Below are 17,035 nucleotides of genomic sequence, written 5' to 3'. Positions count from 1 at the left end.
CTTCTCGGGCGATCGAGGCGCGGCCGGTGTCGGCATACAAGGTGTCGAACAGGGCGCTCATCCGCTGCAGAGCGGTGTCTGCCAGCTTGCGGATGGCGCGCAGGGGGTGAGTCGCTGGCACGAAGTCATCGAGCTTGGCGACAGTGAACAAGGATTCCTGAGTGATATCGGCGCCACGCATGGAAATCGGGGTTCCCGGCAGATTGGAGCCGATATCGTAAACCTTACACGGCAAAGTCAGACAGGCCGTAGGCGAATTTCAACAGGCTGCTAGCCACCGCGCTGGCCGTGTCCGGCATCACCCGGCACGGTAAGCGCGTGCGCTTCTACTCCACGGTCGATCTGGTCAATCTGCTGGAGCGCGAAAAACACGACGGCAAAGCCGGGCGGATCGCCCAGGCACTGCTGCGCATGGATCTGGTCATCCTCGACGAACTGGGTTATCTGCCGTTCAGCCAGGCTGGCGGTGCGTTGCTGTTTCACCTGCTGTCCAAGCTGTACGAACACACCAGCGTGGTGATCACCACCAACCTGAGCTTCGCCGAATGGTCGAGCGTGTTCGGCGACGCCAAGATGACCACCGCCCTGCTGGATCGGCTGACCCACCACTGCCACATCGTCGAAACCGGTAACGAGTCCTATCGCCTGCAACACAGTAGCTTGGCGGCCCAGGCCAAGATCAAATCACGGGAGCGAAAGCGTAAGGGCGGCCAGGAACCGGAGGACGATGAGCCGTTCTGATTTCATGGCGACGACGGCCTGCTACATGGCTGCGTGTGGCAGGTCTTAAACAACTGAACTGGGCTAGCGAAGGAGTGGGGGCAACAGCAGCTGCGCTGGTAGACTTATCCACAGTTGCTGGTAACAAAATCAGCAATCCGCCCTGGGTCAAATTTCAATCGGCAGGGTGGGTCAATTTTCCATCAGCGCCAACACACTAAGCAACCATCAGAAAATTTTGACTGTACGCCAAAAAATTCGCATCTACCAGCATCTAAACAGGCGTTGTTGATTATCATAAAACACTGACACTGTATTATATAATCGTGCTTTTGTGTTATTTTTTTAATATTTACTGATTACGTACTTGCTTAACCACTCAGTTGCGCTAGAATTAATAGACGCGAAATTTAAATCTCTAATTTTCCAACACTTAGTAAAACCTCGTTTGCCATCCCACTACCATTGTAGGAGCAAATCAGGAGACATAAAAAATTAGCGGTAGCGTGCCTGGCCCTCTAGATAAGTATTGGAGACTGTAATGAAGTTTGAAAAGTCACAGACAGCAATCGACCACCTGACTCCCGAGCAACACCGAATTACCCAGGAGGCGGGCACCGAAAGGCCCTTCACGGGCGAGTACAACGACAACAAGGAGCCTGGCATCTACGTCGACATAGTGTCGGGAGAGCCACTGTTCGCTTCGACGGACAAGTTCGATTCGGGTACTGGCTGGCCCAGCTTCACCAAGCCGATCGTTTCGGCAAACGTGAACGAGGTGCGGGACAGCGCACACGGCATGGTCCGGACGGAGGTCAGGTCAGTACACGCAGACAGTCATCTCGGCCATGTGTTCCCCGATGGTCCTTCCGACCGCGGCGGTCTGCGGTACTGCATCAACTCAGCGTCCCTTCGCTTCATCCCGCGCGACGAGATGGAGTCCGAGGGATACGGTGAATATCTCGATCAAGTAGAGGAGGCTTAACATGCATCAGCGCGCTGTTCTCGCAGGAGGATGTTTCTGGGGCATGCAGGATCTGATCCGCAAGCGGCCCGGCATCATCTCGACCCGTGTGGGTTACACGGGCGGCGATATTCCGAACGCCACGTATCGTAATCACGGCACGCATGCCGAGGGGATCGAGATTGTCTTCGACCCGACAGTGACGAGCTACCGGAACATCCTGGAATTCTTCTTCCAGATCCACGATCCGACGACGCTGAACCGCCAGGGCAATGATCGTGGGCTCTCCTACCGGTCGGGCATCTATTATGTCGACGAGGAGCAGAAGCGCGTCGCCGAGGATACGATCGCCGATGTGGATGCCTCGGGGCTGTGGGATGGCAAAGTGGTGACCGAGGTCCAGCCGGTCGGCGAGTTCTGGGAGGCCGAGCCCGATCACCAGGATTATCTGGAGAAGCGCCCGGGCGGCTACACCTGCCACTTCGTCCGTCCCGGCTGGGTGCTTCCGAAGCGCCAAAAGGTTGACGACGTACAGCCAGCGGCCGGGACCGCGGCGGAATAGGCTTCACTGCCGTTGCCACTGCGCCGGTCCGGTCCGCAATCTTCGTGACCGCGTCGTTCAGCGACGCGGTCATCGAACCCTACTTCAGAGTGACGGCTCGTTCCAGTCAGTCGCCATCGCAACACCAGGATCGCAGATTTATGCCAGACCTCTCGTCCTTTCCGATCACGCAGCGCTGGCCGGCATCTCATCCCGATCGCCTGCAACTCTACGCAGCCCCTACGCCCAATGGCGTCAAGGTCTCGATCATGCTTGAGGAGACTGGCCTGGCGTACGAGCCCCACCTGATCGACATCTCGAACAACGAGTCGAAGGATCCGGCGTTCGTGTCGCTGAACCCGAACGGACGCATACCGGCGATCATCGATCCGGCTGGCCCTGACGGTAGACCCATCGCCTTATGGGAATCCGGTGCGATCCTCCTCTATCTGGCCGACAAGACGGGTCAGTTCATCTCCACCGAACCAGGCCAGCGTTACGAGACCCTAGCGTGGGTGTTCTTTCAGATGTCGGCCATCGGGCCGATGTTCGGTCAGCTCGGCTTCTTCCTGCGATTTGGCGGCAAGGACTATGAGGACAAGCGGCCGCAACAGCGCTTTATCGACGAATCCACGCGTCTGCTGGGGATTCTGGATCGCCGGCTGGAAGGCCGCGACTGGATCGTCGACGACTATTCGATCGCGGACATCGCGACGCTCGGCTGGGTGAATGCGCTGGTGGAATTCTACGCTGCGGGTGACATCCTTGGCCTCAGCAGCTTTTCGAACGTCCGCGCATGGCTTGGACGCGGGCTGGCTCGACCGGCCGTCCAGCGTGGCCTCCACATTCCCGCGAGGCCAGCATGAGCATCATCGCCGCCTATTATTACAACGAAGGCAAGCGAGTTCGCGAAATCGCGCTCGATGAGCACGTCAAGTTGGGCGAGAGTCGCTCGGGCTTCTGCTGGATCGCGCTTAGCGAACCCACCCCCGAGGAACTACTCGCGATCCAAAGGACATATAATCTTCATCCGTTGGCGATCGACAACGCGATGCACCCGCTGTGCCCGCCCAAGCTCGAGGTCTACAACGATGAGTTGTACGTCGTCGCGCAGACCGCCGAGCTGGTCGGCGACCGGATCAGCTACGGCAAGATGGCGATCTTCACCGGTCACAATCACCTTATCACCGTGCGGCACGGCAATGCCGGAGCGCTGGGCAAACTTCGGGAGCAACTCGAGGCATCGCCGACGCAGTTCGGCAAGGGTGTCGACTATGTGCTGCACGCGATCTTGCATCGCGTGGTCGACCAGTATCTGCCCATCTTCGAAATGATCGAGGACGACGTCCTGGCGATGGAGCGACGGTCGCTGCACGATTTCCTCGGGCCAGAAGAGGTGGCGCGAATCTTCGAACTAAGGTCCGAACTCACGCGGTTCCAGCGCACGCTCGGGGCTATGGCCGAGCTGGTGCGAAAGCTCGTTCGCGGCCACTTTCCCTGCATCAGCGCCGAAATGACACCATATTTCCACGACGTCGCGGACCATGTCCACCGCGTGCAGTCCATGGTCGACGGCCTCCTGCTTGTCCTGTCCACGGTCTTTGAGGCCAGCAGCCTTCTTGAAGCGCAAAGGACGGGGGTGATCACCCGCCAGCTGGCGGCTTGGGCGGCAATACTGGCAGTCCCGACGGCGATCGCTGGAATATACGGCATGAACTTTAAGCACATGCCGGAGCTGGACACGGCCTACGGATACTTTGTCGTGCTCGGAGTGATAGCGATATCGTGCGTTTTCCTATTTGTGCGCTTCAAGAAGGCTAAGTGGCTGTGAATACTGCCCATCGTTTTCTTCGCCGTCATCTGACGGTTACAGCGGGCCTTATACGGAAGCTTGTCCAATCCAACTCAAGATGAAGGTGCGTCCATGACATAGCAGCTGACCGACGCTCTACAAGCAGTTCAGTCCTTCATCGCCAAGGGCTAAGACCGCGAATAGCGCGTCAAGGACAGCAATCTCGTCGATCTCGAGCCAGGATCAACCATCGGTCCGTGCGGCATCTGCGTCGACGCGGCGTTTCGCCTCGGAAGCGGTGATGATGGCGATAACGCCTCCACCCTCTACGCGATCACCGATCCGGCGACCGAGCATAAGGGCCTGTTGATCGACGTGTTCGATGAAATCTGCTACCGCGACCCAGTTCAAGAGTCGGGACCTCAATGTAGAAGAAGTTGACTAACGAGCATTCGCGTCATCCGATCAAGCAAGCTGGAGACATTTATGAAAGCCATTGGTTACAAGGTTCCGGGACCCATCGCCGCGGATGCCGCGCTGGTCGACATCAATCTGCCTCGGCCTGTCGCTGCAGGATACGATATCCTGGTTGAGGTGAAGGCCGTCTCGGTCAACCCGGTCGACTACAAGGTCCGCAACAGCACGCCGCCGGCAGATGGCGATTGGAAGGTGCTGGGATGGGATGCCGCCGGGATTGTGCGCGAGGTCGGCCCCGACGTCACGCAGTTCGAGTTAGGCGACGAGGTCTATTATGCCGGATCGATCACACGGCCCGGTACCAATGCGGAGTTCCATCTCGTCGACGCCCGGATTGTCGGTCACAAACCTGCGTCGCTCTCCTGGGCGGAAGCGGCGGCGCTGCCGCTGACGACGTTGACGGCCTGGGAGGCGATGTTCGACCGCCTGGACGTGGCGAAGCCCGTACCCGGTGCGGCGGAGGCGATCCTCATCATCGGTGGCGCGGGCGGGGTTGGGTCGATCGCCGTCCAGATCGCGCGACAGCGCACGGACCTCACCGTCATCGCCACAGCCTCTCGACCGGAAACCCAAGAGTGGGTAAGAGGGCTTGGAGCTCACCACGTCATCGACCATTCTCGTCCGCTCGCGCCACAGATCGCCGAACTCGGCATCGGTGCTCCCGCTTTCGTCTTTTCGACCACACATACCGAGCAACATGTCGCCGACATCGCCGAACTGATCGCCCCACAAGGACGGTTCGGACTGATCGACGATCCCAAGGCATTCGATATCATGGTTTTCAAGCGCAAGGCGGTGTCGATCCACCACGAGCTGATGTTCACGCGGTCGATCTACGGCACGCCCGACATGAATGAGCAGGGCGAGATTCTGGATGCGATGGCAGCGCTGGTTGACGACGGCAAAATCCGCACGACGCTGACCCGGCGACTGTCGCCGATCAATGCCGCCAATCTGAAGACGGTGCATGCACTGATCGAAAGTGGCGCGGCTAAAGGCAAGATCGTCCTCGAAGGCTTCTAACGACCGCGATCGCCAAACATCTTGTCCAACCTCAAAAAGCCGAACGGGTTATGCCCCAGCGATGCGGATTCCACGGTCATCTGGCCACCCATTCCATGAGCATCTGACCACCGATTCCACGGTGATCCGGCCACCCATTCCACGCGCATCCGGCCACTGATTCCACGGCCATCCGGCCACTCAACCGGGCAGGCAGTAACGCAGGATTTCTTCACTACCATCGACCTCTTTTTCGAAGCAGAGAGGTCGTCGTGGAGCGTTTATCCATGCGTAAGATTCGCGAAGTACTACGTCTCAAGTTCGAGGTCGGACTATCGGCTCGCCAGATTGCGGTCAGCGTGCAGGTCGGTCGTGTCACCGTCGGCGACTACCTCAATCGTTTTGCCGCCAGCGGTCTCAGTTGGCCCTGTTCGTTGTCCGATGCCGAGTTGGAGCAGCAACTGTTCCCGCCGGCCCCGGCGGTTGCCAGTGAGAAGCGGCCTTTACCCGATTGGGCATGGGTGCATGCCGAACTGCGCCGCCCCGGCGTAACCCTGGCGCTGCTCTGGCAGGAGTACCGCCTGAGCCAGCCTCAGGGCTTTCAGTACAGCTGGTTCTGTGAGCACTACCGAGCCTGGCAGGGCAAGCTGGACGTGGTGATGCGTCAGGAGCACCGCGTCGGCGAGAAGCTGTTCGTCGACTATGCCGGCCAGACGGTGCCGGTTATCGACCGCCACAGCGGCGAGATCCGCCAGGCGCAGGTGTTCGTCGCGGTGCTTGGCGCGTCCAGCTACACCTTCGCCGAAGCCACCTGGTCGCAGCAGCTGCCGGACTGGCTAGGCTCGCATACCCGTTGCTTCGCCTTCCTCGGCGGCGTGCCGGAGATCGTGGTGCCGGACAACCTGCGCAGCGCGGTGAGCAAGAGCCATCGCTACGAGCCGGACATCAACCCGAGCTACCGCGATCTGGCCGAGCATTATGGCGTGGCGGTGGTGCCGGCGCGGGCGCGTAAGCCGCGCGACAAGGCTAAGGCCGAGGTCGGCGTGCAGGTGGTCGAGCGCTGGATCCTCGCCGCGCTGAGGAACCGCCAGTTCTTCTCCCTGGACGAACTCAACACAGCCATCGCGGCGCTGCTGGACAGGCTCAACCGACGACCGTTTCGCAAGCTGCCGGGCTCCCGGCAGTCGGCCTTCGAAGCTCTGGATCGTCCGGCGCTGCGCCCCCTGCCGGAGCAACCCTACGTCTACGCCGAGTGGAAGAAGGCGCGGGTGCACATCGACTACCACGTCGAGGTCGATGGGCATTACTACTCGGTGCCGTATCAACTGGTGAAGAAGCAGCTGGAGGTGCGCCTGACGGCGCGCACCGTCGAGTTTTTCCACGCCAACCAGCGAGTGGCCAGCCACCTGCGCTCAATGCACAAGGGCCGGCACAGCACGCAGGCCGAGCACATGCCCAAGAGCCATCGCGAGCATGCCGAGTGGACGCCGCAGCGGCTGATCCGCTGGGCCGAGCAGACCGGGCCGAACACCGCCGGCGTGATCAGCCACATCCTCGAGCGGTGCATCCATCCGCAGCAGGGTTACCGGGCCTGCCTGGGCATCCTGCGCCTGGGCAAGACTCATGGCGAAGTGCGCTTGGAGCTGGCCTGCCGACGCGCCCTCAGCCTCGGCGCGTGCAGCTACAAGAGCCTCGAATCGATCCTGCGCCAGGGCCTGGAAAGCCTGCCGCTGGCTCAAGCCAACCTGCCGCTGCTGCCGGACGACCACGCCAACCTGCGCGGCCCCGGCTACTACCACTGAACACAAGGAAACTCACCATGCTGCCCCATCCGACCCTGGACAAGCTGCAAACCCTGCGCCTGCACGGCATGCTCAAGGCGCTGAACGAACAACTGAAAACCCCAGACATCGACAGCCTGAGCTTCGAGGAACGCCTCGGCCTGCTGGTCGACCGCGAGCTGACCGAACGCGATGACAAGCGCCTGAGCAGCCGCCTGCGCCAGGCCCGGCTCAAGCACAACGCCTGCCTCGAAGACATCGACTACCGTAGCCCGCGCGGACTGGATAAGGCGCTGATCCTGCAACTGAGCAGTGGCCAGTGGCTGCGCGACGGCCTCAACCTGATCATCGGCGGCCCCACCGGTGTCGGTAAAACCTGGCTGGCCTGCGCCCTGGCCCACCAGGCCTGCCGAGAGGGCTACAGCGTGCGTTACCTGCGCTTGCCGCGCCTGTTGGAAGAGCTGGGCCTGGCCCATGGCGACGGGCGCTTCGCCAAGCTGATGAGCAGCTACGCCAAGACCGACCTGCTGATCCTCGATGACTGGGGCCTGGCCCCGTTCACCGCCGAACAGCGGCGCGACATGCTGGAGCTACTGGACGACCGCTACGGCCAGCGCTCGACCATCGTCACCAGCCAGATGCCGGTGGACAACTGGCACGAGCTGATCGGCGACCCGACCCTGGCCGACGCCATCCTCGACCGCCTGGTGCACAACGCTTATCGGATCAATCTGAAGGGTGAATCAATGCGCAAACGGACGCAGAAATTGACGACGCCGGGCACCTCAGACTAACAATGCCACCCCTGCGTCGCTGCGCTCCGACTGCCCGGCCGGATGGCCGTGGAACAGGTGGCCAGATGGCCGTGGAATGCCTGGCCAGATGAGCGTGGACTGGGTGGCCGGATGGCGTGGAATCCGCACCCCAGCGATGAGAATCCCATGACCAAATCTATTGCCACCGCCTCGATCAACCGCGAAACCGCAGTCGCCCTCATCGACGCGGCGCTCGCTGCGGCCCGTGCCATCGGCATCCCGGCTGCCGTCGCCGTCGTCGACGCCACCGGTAACCTGCGCGCGTTCGAGCGCACCGACGATGCGCCGTTCCTTACCGTCGATGTTGCCATCGACAAGGCCTGGAGTTCCGCCTCGTTTGGGTTCCCGACCCATGTCTGGAACGACTATGTGACCAACGATCCAAAAGTGGCGCCGCTAGCCTATCGCCCTCGGATGGTCGCTGTCGGCGGCGGTTATCCGATTCTGGAGGATGGGAAGTTGATCGGCGGCATAGGCATCTCCGGAGGCAACTATCAGCAGGATCAGGATGCGTGCGTCGAGGCACTCATGAAAATCGGGTTCCAGTTGCCAGCCTGACGACTGTGAGGCCATCACCGGTGGTAATGGCCAACAGATCCAACCTTTGAGAGGCCTAATGATGGAAGCGTTCGTCGTCTTTACGCGGGAAGAAACCAGCGACCCACATGCACTCGCAACCTATTCTGCAGGCGTCGGACCATCGTTCGATGGTCACGACGTTACCTTTCTCGCCGCTTATGGCGCGATCCAGCATTTGGAGGGGCCGCCCATCGAAGGGGCCGTAATCTTGCGTTTCCCGACGATGCAGGCCGCTCGCGACTGGTATGACAGTCCCGCCTACCAAACCATCGCTGCTCATCGCTTTGCCGGTTCCCGTTACCGCGCCTTTATCATTGAAGGGCGGCGGTGACATACCGACAGAAGCACTTCGGCGCTGACCACGAGGTATCGGCGTGTGAACTCGCATCTTGGGAATCTGTGGGGGGGACCAAGACAGCGGCGCTAGGGGCTCATATCGTCGATCGGATCAGAGAGTTGCTCGGCGAGAATGGGTTATCTATTGCCGAGCTGACGGAGCGGAGCCGCCCTCTCCCAACGGATTGATTCAATCGTTGACGCTCCTCCTATCCGGATCCGGGTTTTCGCACGCTGATCAACAGAGTTACAGCGCGCAACGCCTGTAGTGGGCATCAGGGGATGGGTGGCAATCAGGATGATTGCCCACCTTCCAACGATTAACCTTGCTCAAGTTGCTTCACTAGTCGCTCCGCGTCGAGATGGAAGTCCGAGAAAACAATGCTACCGCCAGCGTCGATAACCGTAAACCACGGAGTTCCTCGTGTGCGGTAGTCTTCCATGAAGGTTGGAAACGGCGAGCCGGTCGGTTGCTCGTCGTGACCGAAAACGATAGGAAGCTCATACTTGAGCTGGTTCACGCGCAACTTCTCGAAGGTATTCTCATGCGTTCCTTCGAAGACGGTCTGGATCACTGCGAACCCCACGTCTTTTGAGCTCAACGCTGCATGCAACTTTTGTAGCGTCGGAAACCCATGCAAATGGCAACCTTGGCACCAATGCTGGAAGGCAAACAAGATTTTCGGGCCGGGCCCGATATCTGACAGTTTGAACGGCGCGATACTTTCCCCATCTTTGCCAATCCATTTTTGCACCCGCAGCTCAGGCGCTTGTCGTTCGATCTCGTTCATCTGATCCTCCAACCCCGATACAGAAGCTTAGTGGATGATCGCGCGTCGCGACGGTGCGCGAACGTCCGACCTTATTTTCCCTATTTCCTGAAGCCAGAATAGATCAGATCGACATTTCGTCCTTAATATACTCAAGCTGCCGGCGAGCGCGAACTGGGCAACCATGCGCTGGTGAGCCTTGAGCTTTGCACGCTGCCCATCCGTTTGAGAGCGAACCTGCAACTTCCGCTCCGCATACCGCAGATCAGCGTACGCAGCCTTGGGGTTATCTACCCTATAGCCATTGGGTATTGGGAATCATGCTGGCCTGACGCTATGTTCGATACGCGATTTTTTACGATGATAGAGCATCTGTATCTGATTTTTAGTCGATTGGCTTATTCGGCGGATGTGCGGGCAAATGCTTTACGCAGAGTACTGAAATGAAGGCCGGCTTCGGTCTGCCGTATCGAGCAAGAGGGGTCACTATGGTCACCAGAGGTTTCACCGGTCGCGGTTCAGGCGACCAGTCCGATCGGATTCCGCCAGGTCAGCATCTGGTGGAGGATTTCCCTGTTCTGTCGGCCGGCCCTACGCCGAGGGTAGAGCCCTCCGACTGGAAATTCACAGTCAAAATTGGTCCGAAGCCCGTCAAAACGTGGAATTGGGGCGAATTCAACACTCTACCAAAGACCCAGGTGACAAAGGATATTCACTGCGTCACCTCTTGGTCCAAACTGGATACCGTTTGGGAGGGTGTACTCATTGAAGACATCCTTGCAGATGCAGAGCTTGATCGGCCTACCGATTTCGTCTTGGCGCACTGCTACGATAATTATTCGACAAACGTCCCTCTGACGGATCTGCTTTCCGGGAAAGCGATGGTCGCCCTCAGTTATGCGGGCAAGCCACTTTCCCGCGATCATGGGGGGCCGGCGCGTCTTCTAGTGCCGCACCTTTACTTCTGGAAATCCGCCAAATGGGTGAATGCGCTGCAATTCACGACGCGTGACGAGGCCGGCTTTTGGGAGCTGCACGGCTATCACATCTACGGCGATCCGTGGCGCGAACAACGATACACCCATGACTGAAAACGAAGCGCAAGTCCGTTCGTGGCAATCATGCGTGATCGACGACATCATCCAGCAAACACCGAGTATCAAGAGCTTCTTCCTTCGGTTGAGCAAGCCGTTCGCGCACACCGCAGGTCAGCACGTCGATATCCGGCTGACCGCGCCCGACGGCTACAGTGCAATGCGCAGCTACTCGATCGCGTCATCGGCAGTTTCGACCCCGATCGTCGAGATAGCTATCGAGCGCATGCCGGATGCCGAAGTTTCGCCGTTTTTTCACGACATCGCGGCGATTGGTGACGAAATCGAAGTTCGCGGTCCGCTCGGTGGCCATTTCCTTTGGCCTGAGCCTGCCATAGATCCGGTTCTGTTGATCGGGGGAGGCTCCGGCCTCGTGCCGTTGATGGCAATGATCCGGCAGCGCCGCGCATTGGCCCAAGCCGTTCCGACAGCGTTGCTCCTGTCCGCACGAACCGCCGAGGACGTTCTCTTCTCAGAAGAACTTCATTGCATCGAAATCAGCGATCCGGCGTTCGTCCTGGCGCTCGCGATTACGCGCGAGAAACCGGTTCGCGCATCGGACTTTGCGCGACGGATCGACGGCATGATGGTCCAAGAAATTCTAACCAGGCTTCAGGGAAAGCCGACGCAAGTGTTCGTCTGCGGGTCTAACGGATTCGTCAACATCGCAACCGATAGCGCGCTGCTGGCGGGCTTGGACGCCTCCATCATCAAGACGGAGCGCTACGGGGGCTAGCGGCGCGAGCTATCTCACGTCGCGCCGATCGTAGACGTGCGCCCTGGGAAGCTTTGGCGATCAACGTGAACCGTTTTGCCGAACACAGTCTTCGTACCCCCCGGCCTCTAGAACGCCTTCGCTCGCGATACCTGGCTCGACATCAAGCTCAATTTGAAAGTTCCTGCACTATCCGTCGTCCTGATATGCTCGACCAGCATGATGGGCGATTCGAGCGGGACCGCTTCCGTCCCAATCGAGGCTCGGTTACCTTAGAGCATCGGCTCGGCGCTACAGGAGGCGCGTGCGGCCTCTGCCTGGCGGTGAAAGCACTTTGGGCCATGTCGCCTGGATAGCGGCCAATCGTCAGCATCTGCTCCGATGTCGGCCAAGGTGCAGTCGCCATCTTTGAACGCCGCGAATTGGAGATCAACGCCATGACAGCGATCCGCGTGCAACTGCCGGAGATGCAATATGACAACTGATGTATTGCTGTACACCACGAATTGGTGCCCGTTCTGCCGCCGAGCGAAGGCGCTCCTCAAGGAAAAGGGCGTGCGATGGAAGGAGCTCGATATTGAGGCGGATCCGGCTCACCGGCAGGCCATGGCGGAAGCGTCGGGGCGAAGCTCCGTGCCGCAGATCTTCATCAATGGCACCCTTATCGGTGGCTCCGATGAGCTATTCGCGCTCGATGTCAGAGGCGAGCTCGACAAACTTCTCGGGCGCAACCCGCCTGCCACCTGAGGAGGTGCGGCTTGGGGCAGCCAGCCCGCGAGCCTTCGCCGGTTGATGAATACAAAAGGAGAGTCCGTTGGTCTCAGCCATCTGGAAAGACACTACTATCGCCACAAGCGACGAAACAGTCATCGTCGAGGGAAATCACTACTTCCCACCGTCAGGAGTCGACCTGAGCCTGCTTGAGATGAGCCCGCACACATCTGTCTGTCCGATCAAAGGCGCCGCGCGCTTCTTTCATGTTCGCGCGGGTGACGCGCTCAACGTGAACGCCGCTTGGACCTATCCCGCCCCCACTCCGGATGCCGAGGGTATCCGGGATTACATCGCTTTCTGGAAAGGCGTGGACGTTGCCTAGCAGACTGGACGGACGACTTCGCTGATAGCCATGCGGGCGCCGACATCTCAATTATCCTGCCCACCCCGGGCCTCGTCGGCTGCAGGAATCTGCCCGGCACCTTAGCGCGACCCGGCACTGGCGGTCTCGCACCCGCCGCGCCTCTGTTCTATCAATAAGGATGGATGACATGGAGCATTCCGAGTTCGATGCCGCTTTCGCGAAGCTTGCGGAGGGATACAGAGAAGGGACTTATGAAGGCCGGCGTTTCAGCTTGATCGTCCGGCGATCTGGGGACGGACGTCGCAACAGTCTGTTCGCCAGGGAGTTGGACGGGACTGACATTGTCAGCTTCAACCTCTTCCGCGTTACATCAGATAGGACATTGTTGAAGCCGTGCGAAATGTCCGCCGAAAAGGTCGTAGCGTTCGTGCTGGAGTTCCGACCGGACACCTGACGGGCAGAAGAAGATCCCGGCCAACCGGCGCGCCTGCGACGGCCGGCTATCTAAGGCTGCGCAAGCCTATAGCCGCAGCTCATTGCACTTCGTCTGGCGAGGAATTCAACATCGATACGTCGCCATCCGCGGGGATATCGGTACAGGCGCCCGTGTAAGCCAGATTGAGAAATCCTAAGCGATGACTAACACCAATGACGCCACCCTTCCGACACATTCTATTCTTGAGGAATGCACAGCGATGGCTGTCGTCAACGCTCTGAAGATTATTCTGAAGAACAGCTACGCGATCTACCTTAAGACAAAAAATGCCACTCGGGCGCATCCCGCCCCTACTTCAGGGACTTTCACTTGCTTCTCGCTCTGTCACTCACAGCATCGGCACGCCCATGACGCATGGTATCCAGGCCTCATAATTTTCCCATATAACCTTCTTGTCTTTTGCGCACCCAGAAAGACTCGAGGCTTTAACTGGACAGATGAGCCCTCGAGGGTAGTGTTCACCTGATTGGCTTTCTCATATCTGATGTTGATTCGCACAGTGTGCCAACCAGGTGATAGTTTCAAAAAACCTGCGCTTCAGAGCGAATTAGACGATCTTCGATAAGAGCGATCCGCCTCAAAATCCAAAACATCTAACATTGTCCTAGAGCCATATTTGTACCTAGTACTATGGCGCTCCCATTAACACATTTGATGATGCACAGAAAACTTAGCTCATGATAGCTTTCAGCTAACAGCTATTCGGAAGCCCGAAAGGATTCAACCGTTTAAGCGTGAACCGTCGATTATAAATACTTTCGTAAGTTAGCTTTAAAGGACGCTTTTAGTCCTTGTAAATACGCATTACGACTCCACAGCTACCAAATCCATACGGCGCCAGCAACCATTAAAACACCCGACACTACTAAAACAATAGTAGAGGCGCGATTGCTGCCTTTCAAAGTATGACCAACACCCACATCCATAACTAGGTGTCGAATTCCGGCTACGAGATGATAAATAAATGAAGAGTATACCAACCAGAAACTAACTTTGCCGAAAGGTGAAGAAAAAATCTCCTTGACTTCATTAAAACCCTTTTCTGACTCCAACGATTTGCTCAGCATATACAGTATCAGTCCCAGAAAAATAAAGAGCATAATTCCTGAAATCCGGTGCAGAATCGATGTAAGCGCCGTGAGAGGAAGCTGAATGGTTCGAATATCAAGATTAACCGGCCGCTTTTTATTCATTTTGACTCCAGTCAACAATTCTAGTGGGGGATTTCAGTTTTCGATCTCATTCATCATAGCAGCTGTAACTAAGGCTGGCGGCGACAATAATGGAGATATTCGGGGCTTACGTTGCATTTTGAGGTCGCAAGTGCATGTGCGTAAATTGAAGCAAATTGCAAGGTTATGCCCAATAGGTAGCTAGCTTATTAATTTAACAAAAGTGACGTGTGTCGTTCTGCAGGGCATGCTGTTCCCCAACCCTGGAAAACCTATCCTCTTTAACACGTCAAAGTCGATTGATAGGCTTGCTGCAACAGCTATCTGCCCGGTTGAAGTCGAAGATCGATGTATCTGTAGGGTTTGGAAATAAATGCGGGCGCCCACCGCACTCACGGCTCAGTTACCATTCTTTGTGCATCGCGGCCGCGCGGCTAGTTGGTAGCTGTTCTAAGCCTAGTCAGTGCCGCCCTTCGCCCCAAGCCCCATAGTCAGATTTGAGAAATGACAGTAGGCGATGCCGCAACGCGCTTCATCGACCTATGTAAAACGACTTCTTTATCGAAATAGTGCACTCATCGCTCTCCACGGCGATCCCTTCATCGCGAATTGCACCGCCCAAGACGATCTGCACTGAAATCAATACTTTCTGATGCCTCTTGATTAGAGATGCCAGCCATAATCATCTCATCGCCAACGCATACGGCGTTCGGCAGCCAACACACTCTCACTCACTACTGGAAGCTCAGACATGAAAACCATAGGCATTGAAAACTCGAAGTCCAGCGTACAGGCCCACTTAACGCTTGGAACCAAAACTATGGGGCTAGGTATCTATGGCGCGTACTTGGCTCTCGCTATTATTTACTTCTGGTTCGGCGGCATGAAATTTACCCACTACGAGGCCGAGGGCCTGGTTCCACTGGTGAGCAACAGCCCGCTTTTGGGATGGGTGTATAGCATTTTTTCGGTCGACATGTTCTCCAGCCTGCTCGGCATACTAGAGATTTCGATCGGCACTCTGATCGCAGGCCGCATGCTGTCGCCCAAACTATCCGTGGTAGGAGGCGCTCTGTCTGCAGGCCTGTTCTTCACAACCCTTAGCTTTATGTTTTCCACTCCGGGCGTCATTGAGCCTAGTTTAGGGTTTCCGGCGATTTCCGTTGCGCCAGGTCAGTTTCTGCTTAAAGACTTAGGGTTGCTTGCTGTTTCGATATTTGTGGCAGGCCATTCGCTGGTTGAACTGGAAAAACGTAAAATTAATGCATAATTTTTTCAATGGCTTAAGGCAGTAATGCCTTAGGCCTTTTTGCCATCATTTTCCCCCGCCAGATCTTTCAACCAGTCACGAGGGCTCAACCCCGTCTTGCGTCTAAATGCGCGAGACAGCGCCGAAGGACTTTCGTAGCCGACTTGAGCTGCAATCAGCGTAATCGAGCGCCCTTCTCGCATCAGCTTCTGAGCCAGGCTAACTCGCCAACTCAACAAATAATCAGCAGGCGTCTGTCCGATGACACTCTTGAAATGCACGGCATACGCAGCGCGTGACATATTTGACTCACTGGCCAGCTCTGCTATTGACCAGGCATGTTCCGGGGAGTTGTGCATCTGTAAAAGCGATCGGGCAAGCCGCATGTCGGCCAGTCCAGCCATCATTCCGGTGCGCAACTGGTGATGATCGAGCAGGTAACGGAGCAACAGAATGATTAGGAGCTCAAATAAGCGCTCAAGCGCGGCTTCCCTTCCACAATGCACATTTGCCGCCTCGGCAAACATCCACTCCAACGTGTCTGCCAGCATGGGCAGATCATCGAGTGCGAGCACCAAACAGTCCGGTAATGAAGCCGACAAAGGATTATCAATTCCGCCCTCAAACTCCATGGAAGCACACAACAACTTTGCGCCATCGGACTCACCCGCAAACAATTGATGCTTGGCGGGGCGTGGCATAAAAATCAAGCTAGGGCGAGTGAGCTGCAAATCCTTGCGATCGGGACCAAGCAACGTCACGCTGCCGGCCTGAAGCAGATGGATATAACCTCGCCGCTCGGCGCCATCGTAAGATGCAGAGCCGCATAGGTCGCCGTCATAGAACAGATTGGCCCGCACGCCGAACCGCGAGAGCAAATTAGACAAACGATCCATTGGCCGATCCTTGACGAGTCAGAACGCACAGACCATACCATCTGCGTTGTCGTTCAGTGCCTGTAGCGAACATGCCGGCGTAAATCAGCCAACGGATAAAGTGATCACTGAGCAGCTCAGCCTCCCTTTCCAGTTCGGCTGTTAAAAAAACAACACCGTTGTTTGAAAGCACCAGCAAATCAAGTGCTCACTCTTCTATTTTACAGTACACGGGCTCCTTCGTCAAAAAGATGATTAATGTTACAAATACTACAATAAGTTATATCTAATACACAACTCATGTCGGAGCGTCAATTTAAGGCATGCCCTAACTGGGCGTCAGGCCGGAACCTTGGGCAGTGTCAGAATAGGGCCGATTCCAGCATTTTCTGACGACTCGCCTGCAACCTCTAGGGCCTCAACCTGACAGGCCGCACGCTTAGCGTACGATTTTGTCCGTTTTCTCTATCGTCCCCTCCATGCCCGACGGACGGTCGCCGGCCCGCCCTGGTCGAAGGCCGCCCCACTCGGCCCGGCGAGGCCCGGCCAAGGTTGGACAGTTGCAGCGGCCAAAATCGC

Annotated in this window: 19 protein-coding genes and 2 pseudogenes; 16 read left to right on the top strand and 5 right to left on the bottom strand. The window is 57.4% G+C overall.

The features are described from left to right. Window positions 1-181, bottom strand: a pseudogene (locus J3A71_RS29715) (IS5/IS1182 family transposase); the annotation flags it as partial. An 89-nt stretch (window positions 182-270) separates the two neighbouring features. Between J3A71_RS29715 and istB (J3A71_RS29710) the strand changes: the two are divergent. The 5 genes and pseudogenes from istB (J3A71_RS29710) to J3A71_RS29690 all read left to right on the top strand — a co-directional run. After that, window positions 271-741: pseudogene (gene istB / locus J3A71_RS29710) on the top strand (IS21-like element ISPst3 family helper ATPase IstB); the annotation flags it as partial. Between the two features lie 520 nt (window positions 742-1,261). After that, a complete protein-coding gene (gene msrB / locus J3A71_RS29705) occupies window positions 1,262-1,705 on the top strand; it encodes a peptide-methionine (R)-S-oxide reductase MsrB (protein ID WP_003464965.1) in 444 nt (147 codons plus the stop codon). Between the two features lies 1 nt (window position 1,706). Beyond that, window positions 1,707-2,246 carry a peptide-methionine (S)-S-oxide reductase MsrA gene (msrA, locus tag J3A71_RS29700; RefSeq protein ID WP_003464967.1) on the top strand — a complete coding sequence of 180 codons (540 nt, stop codon included), beginning with the start codon at window positions 1,707-1,709 and terminating at the stop codon, window positions 2,244-2,246. A gap of 140 nt (window positions 2,247-2,386) precedes the next feature. Further along, a complete protein-coding gene (locus J3A71_RS29695) occupies window positions 2,387-3,091 on the top strand; it encodes a glutathione S-transferase N-terminal domain-containing protein (protein ID WP_003464969.1) in 705 nt (234 codons plus the stop codon). Continuing rightward, on the top strand, window positions 3,088-4,056 hold the full coding sequence (locus J3A71_RS29690; protein WP_003464971.1) for a magnesium and cobalt transport protein CorA: 969 nt from the start codon (window positions 3,088-3,090) through the stop codon (window positions 4,054-4,056). Before J3A71_RS29695 ends, J3A71_RS29690 begins: the two co-directional genes overlap by 4 nt. Window positions 4,057-4,260: 204 nt before the next feature. Here J3A71_RS29690 and J3A71_RS29685 read toward each other — a convergent pair whose 3' ends face one another. Further along, window positions 4,261-4,428 (bottom strand): hypothetical protein, encoded by a 168-nt coding sequence (locus J3A71_RS29685; protein WP_016487060.1) that lies wholly within the window; start codon window positions 4,426-4,428, stop codon window positions 4,261-4,263. A 75-nt stretch (window positions 4,429-4,503) separates the two neighbouring features. On the opposite strand from J3A71_RS29685, the gene J3A71_RS29680 reads away from it, so the two are divergent. From J3A71_RS29680 to J3A71_RS29660, 5 genes are all read left to right on the top strand, one after another. After that, window positions 4,504-5,517, top strand: coding sequence for a zinc-binding alcohol dehydrogenase family protein (locus J3A71_RS29680; RefSeq protein WP_002118279.1), 1,014 nt, complete (start codon window positions 4,504-4,506; stop codon window positions 5,515-5,517). A gap of 266 nt (window positions 5,518-5,783) precedes the next feature. Beyond that, window positions 5,784-7,298 (top strand): IS21 family transposase, encoded by a 1,515-nt coding sequence (gene istA, locus J3A71_RS29675; RefSeq protein ID WP_209952938.1) that lies wholly within the window; start codon window positions 5,784-5,786, stop codon window positions 7,296-7,298. A 17-nt stretch (window positions 7,299-7,315) separates the two neighbouring features. Then, the gene (istB, locus tag J3A71_RS29670; protein ID WP_045107743.1) at window positions 7,316-8,071 is read left to right on the top strand and encodes an IS21-like element ISPpu7 family helper ATPase IstB; all 756 of its coding nucleotides are present in this window, start codon (window positions 7,316-7,318) and stop codon (window positions 8,069-8,071) included. A 147-nt stretch (window positions 8,072-8,218) separates the two neighbouring features. Next, window positions 8,219-8,650, top strand: coding sequence for a heme-binding protein (locus J3A71_RS29665; protein WP_005006001.1), 432 nt, complete (start codon window positions 8,219-8,221; stop codon window positions 8,648-8,650). A gap of 58 nt (window positions 8,651-8,708) precedes the next feature. Continuing rightward, a complete protein-coding gene (locus tag J3A71_RS29660) occupies window positions 8,709-9,002 on the top strand; it encodes a DUF1330 domain-containing protein (RefSeq protein ID WP_003464978.1) in 294 nt (97 codons plus the stop codon). 325 nt (window positions 9,003-9,327) lie between these two features. On the opposite strand, the gene J3A71_RS29655 is transcribed toward J3A71_RS29660, so the two are convergent. Beyond that, window positions 9,328-9,798 carry a hypothetical protein gene (locus J3A71_RS29655; protein ID WP_003464979.1) on the bottom strand — a complete coding sequence of 157 codons (471 nt, stop codon included), beginning with the start codon at window positions 9,796-9,798 and terminating at the stop codon, window positions 9,328-9,330. Window positions 9,799-10,265: 467 nt separating this feature from the next. Between J3A71_RS29655 and J3A71_RS29650 the strand changes: the two genes are divergently transcribed. The 5 genes from J3A71_RS29650 to J3A71_RS29630 all read left to right on the top strand — a co-directional run bounded on the left by J3A71_RS29650 (window position 10,266) and on the right by J3A71_RS29630 (window position 13,118). Further along, complete coding sequence (locus J3A71_RS29650; protein ID WP_003464980.1) at window positions 10,266-10,868, top strand: sulfite oxidase-like oxidoreductase; 603 nt, start codon at window positions 10,266-10,268, stop codon at window positions 10,866-10,868. Further along, the gene (locus J3A71_RS29645; protein ID WP_002118292.1) at window positions 10,861-11,607 is read left to right on the top strand and encodes a ferredoxin reductase; all 747 of its coding nucleotides are present in this window, start codon (window positions 10,861-10,863) and stop codon (window positions 11,605-11,607) included. The genes J3A71_RS29650 and J3A71_RS29645 overlap by 8 nt, the downstream gene beginning before the upstream one ends. A 453-nt stretch (window positions 11,608-12,060) precedes the next feature. Next, entirely contained in the window at window positions 12,061-12,333 is a 273-nt protein-coding gene (grxC, locus tag J3A71_RS29640) for a glutaredoxin 3 (RefSeq protein ID WP_005005995.1), read from the top strand. Window positions 12,334-12,400: 67 nt separating this feature from the next. Then, window positions 12,401-12,682 carry a DUF427 domain-containing protein gene (locus tag J3A71_RS29635; protein WP_003464986.1) on the top strand — a complete coding sequence of 94 codons (282 nt, stop codon included), beginning with the start codon at window positions 12,401-12,403 and terminating at the stop codon, window positions 12,680-12,682. Between the two features lie 169 nt (window positions 12,683-12,851). Then, window positions 12,852-13,118, top strand: coding sequence for a hypothetical protein (locus J3A71_RS29630; protein WP_003464988.1), 267 nt, complete (start codon window positions 12,852-12,854; stop codon window positions 13,116-13,118). 860 nt (window positions 13,119-13,978) lie between these two features. Here J3A71_RS29630 and sdhC read toward each other — a convergent pair. Beyond that, entirely contained in the window at window positions 13,979-14,353 is a 375-nt protein-coding gene (sdhC, locus tag J3A71_RS29625) for a succinate dehydrogenase, cytochrome b556 subunit (RefSeq protein WP_005005993.1), read from the bottom strand. A 730-nt stretch (window positions 14,354-15,083) separates the two neighbouring features. Here sdhC and J3A71_RS29620 point away from each other — a divergent pair. Further along, window positions 15,084-15,602, top strand: a complete 519-nt coding sequence (locus J3A71_RS29620) for a DUF417 family protein (protein WP_003464991.1) — start codon at window positions 15,084-15,086, stop codon at window positions 15,600-15,602. A 29-nt stretch (window positions 15,603-15,631) separates the two neighbouring features. On the opposite strand, the gene J3A71_RS29615 is transcribed toward J3A71_RS29620, so the two are convergent. Further along, window positions 15,632-16,477 carry an AraC family transcriptional regulator gene (locus J3A71_RS29615; RefSeq protein WP_003464995.1) on the bottom strand — a complete coding sequence of 282 codons (846 nt, stop codon included), beginning with the start codon at window positions 16,475-16,477 and terminating at the stop codon, window positions 15,632-15,634. Window positions 16,478-17,035: the final 558 nt, after the last annotated feature.

This window comes from Pseudomonas sp. PvP089 (assembly GCF_017875165.1).
GTDB lineage: Bacteria > Pseudomonadota > Gammaproteobacteria > Pseudomonadales > Pseudomonadaceae > Aquipseudomonas > Aquipseudomonas fortuita.
Note: the sequence above shows the minus strand (reverse complement) of the source record. Positions and strands in the feature narration are given on the sequence as shown.

What these genes read in the sequence shown, in the direction of transcription:
- msrB (WP_003464965.1), top strand. Translation starts at nt 1,262, where the DNA reads ATGAAGTTTGAAAAGTCACAGACAGCAATCGACCACCTGACTCCCGAG.
- msrA (WP_003464967.1), top strand. Translation starts at nt 1,707, where the DNA reads ATGCATCAGCGCGCTGTTCTCGCAGGAGGATGTTTCTGGGGCATGCAG.
- J3A71_RS29695 (WP_003464969.1), top strand. Translation starts at nt 2,387, where the DNA reads ATGCCAGACCTCTCGTCCTTTCCGATCACGCAGCGCTGGCCGGCATCT.
- J3A71_RS29690 (WP_003464971.1), top strand. Translation starts at nt 3,088, where the DNA reads ATGAGCATCATCGCCGCCTATTATTACAACGAAGGCAAGCGAGTTCGC.
- J3A71_RS29680 (WP_002118279.1), top strand. Translation starts at nt 4,504, where the DNA reads ATGAAAGCCATTGGTTACAAGGTTCCGGGACCCATCGCCGCGGATGCC.
- istA (WP_209952938.1), top strand. Translation starts at nt 5,784, where the DNA reads ATGCGTAAGATTCGCGAAGTACTACGTCTCAAGTTCGAGGTCGGACTA.
- istB (WP_045107743.1), top strand. Translation starts at nt 7,316, where the DNA reads ATGCTGCCCCATCCGACCCTGGACAAGCTGCAAACCCTGCGCCTGCAC.
- J3A71_RS29665 (WP_005006001.1), top strand. Translation starts at nt 8,219, where the DNA reads ATGACCAAATCTATTGCCACCGCCTCGATCAACCGCGAAACCGCAGTC.
- J3A71_RS29660 (WP_003464978.1), top strand. Translation starts at nt 8,709, where the DNA reads ATGATGGAAGCGTTCGTCGTCTTTACGCGGGAAGAAACCAGCGACCCA.
- J3A71_RS29655 (WP_003464979.1), bottom strand. Translation starts at nt 9,798, where the DNA reads ATGAACGAGATCGAACGACAAGCGCCTGAGCTGCGGGTGCAAAAATGG.
- J3A71_RS29650 (WP_003464980.1), top strand. Translation starts at nt 10,266, where the DNA reads ATGGTCACCAGAGGTTTCACCGGTCGCGGTTCAGGCGACCAGTCCGAT.
- J3A71_RS29645 (WP_002118292.1), top strand. Translation starts at nt 10,861, where the DNA reads ATGACTGAAAACGAAGCGCAAGTCCGTTCGTGGCAATCATGCGTGATC.
- grxC (WP_005005995.1), top strand. Translation starts at nt 12,061, where the DNA reads ATGACAACTGATGTATTGCTGTACACCACGAATTGGTGCCCGTTCTGC.
- J3A71_RS29630 (WP_003464988.1), top strand. Translation starts at nt 12,852, where the DNA reads ATGGAGCATTCCGAGTTCGATGCCGCTTTCGCGAAGCTTGCGGAGGGA.
- sdhC (WP_005005993.1), bottom strand. Translation starts at nt 14,353, where the DNA reads ATGAATAAAAAGCGGCCGGTTAATCTTGATATTCGAACCATTCAGCTT.
- J3A71_RS29620 (WP_003464991.1), top strand. Translation starts at nt 15,084, where the DNA reads ATGAAAACCATAGGCATTGAAAACTCGAAGTCCAGCGTACAGGCCCAC.
- J3A71_RS29615 (WP_003464995.1), bottom strand. Translation starts at nt 16,477, where the DNA reads ATGGATCGTTTGTCTAATTTGCTCTCGCGGTTCGGCGTGCGGGCCAAT.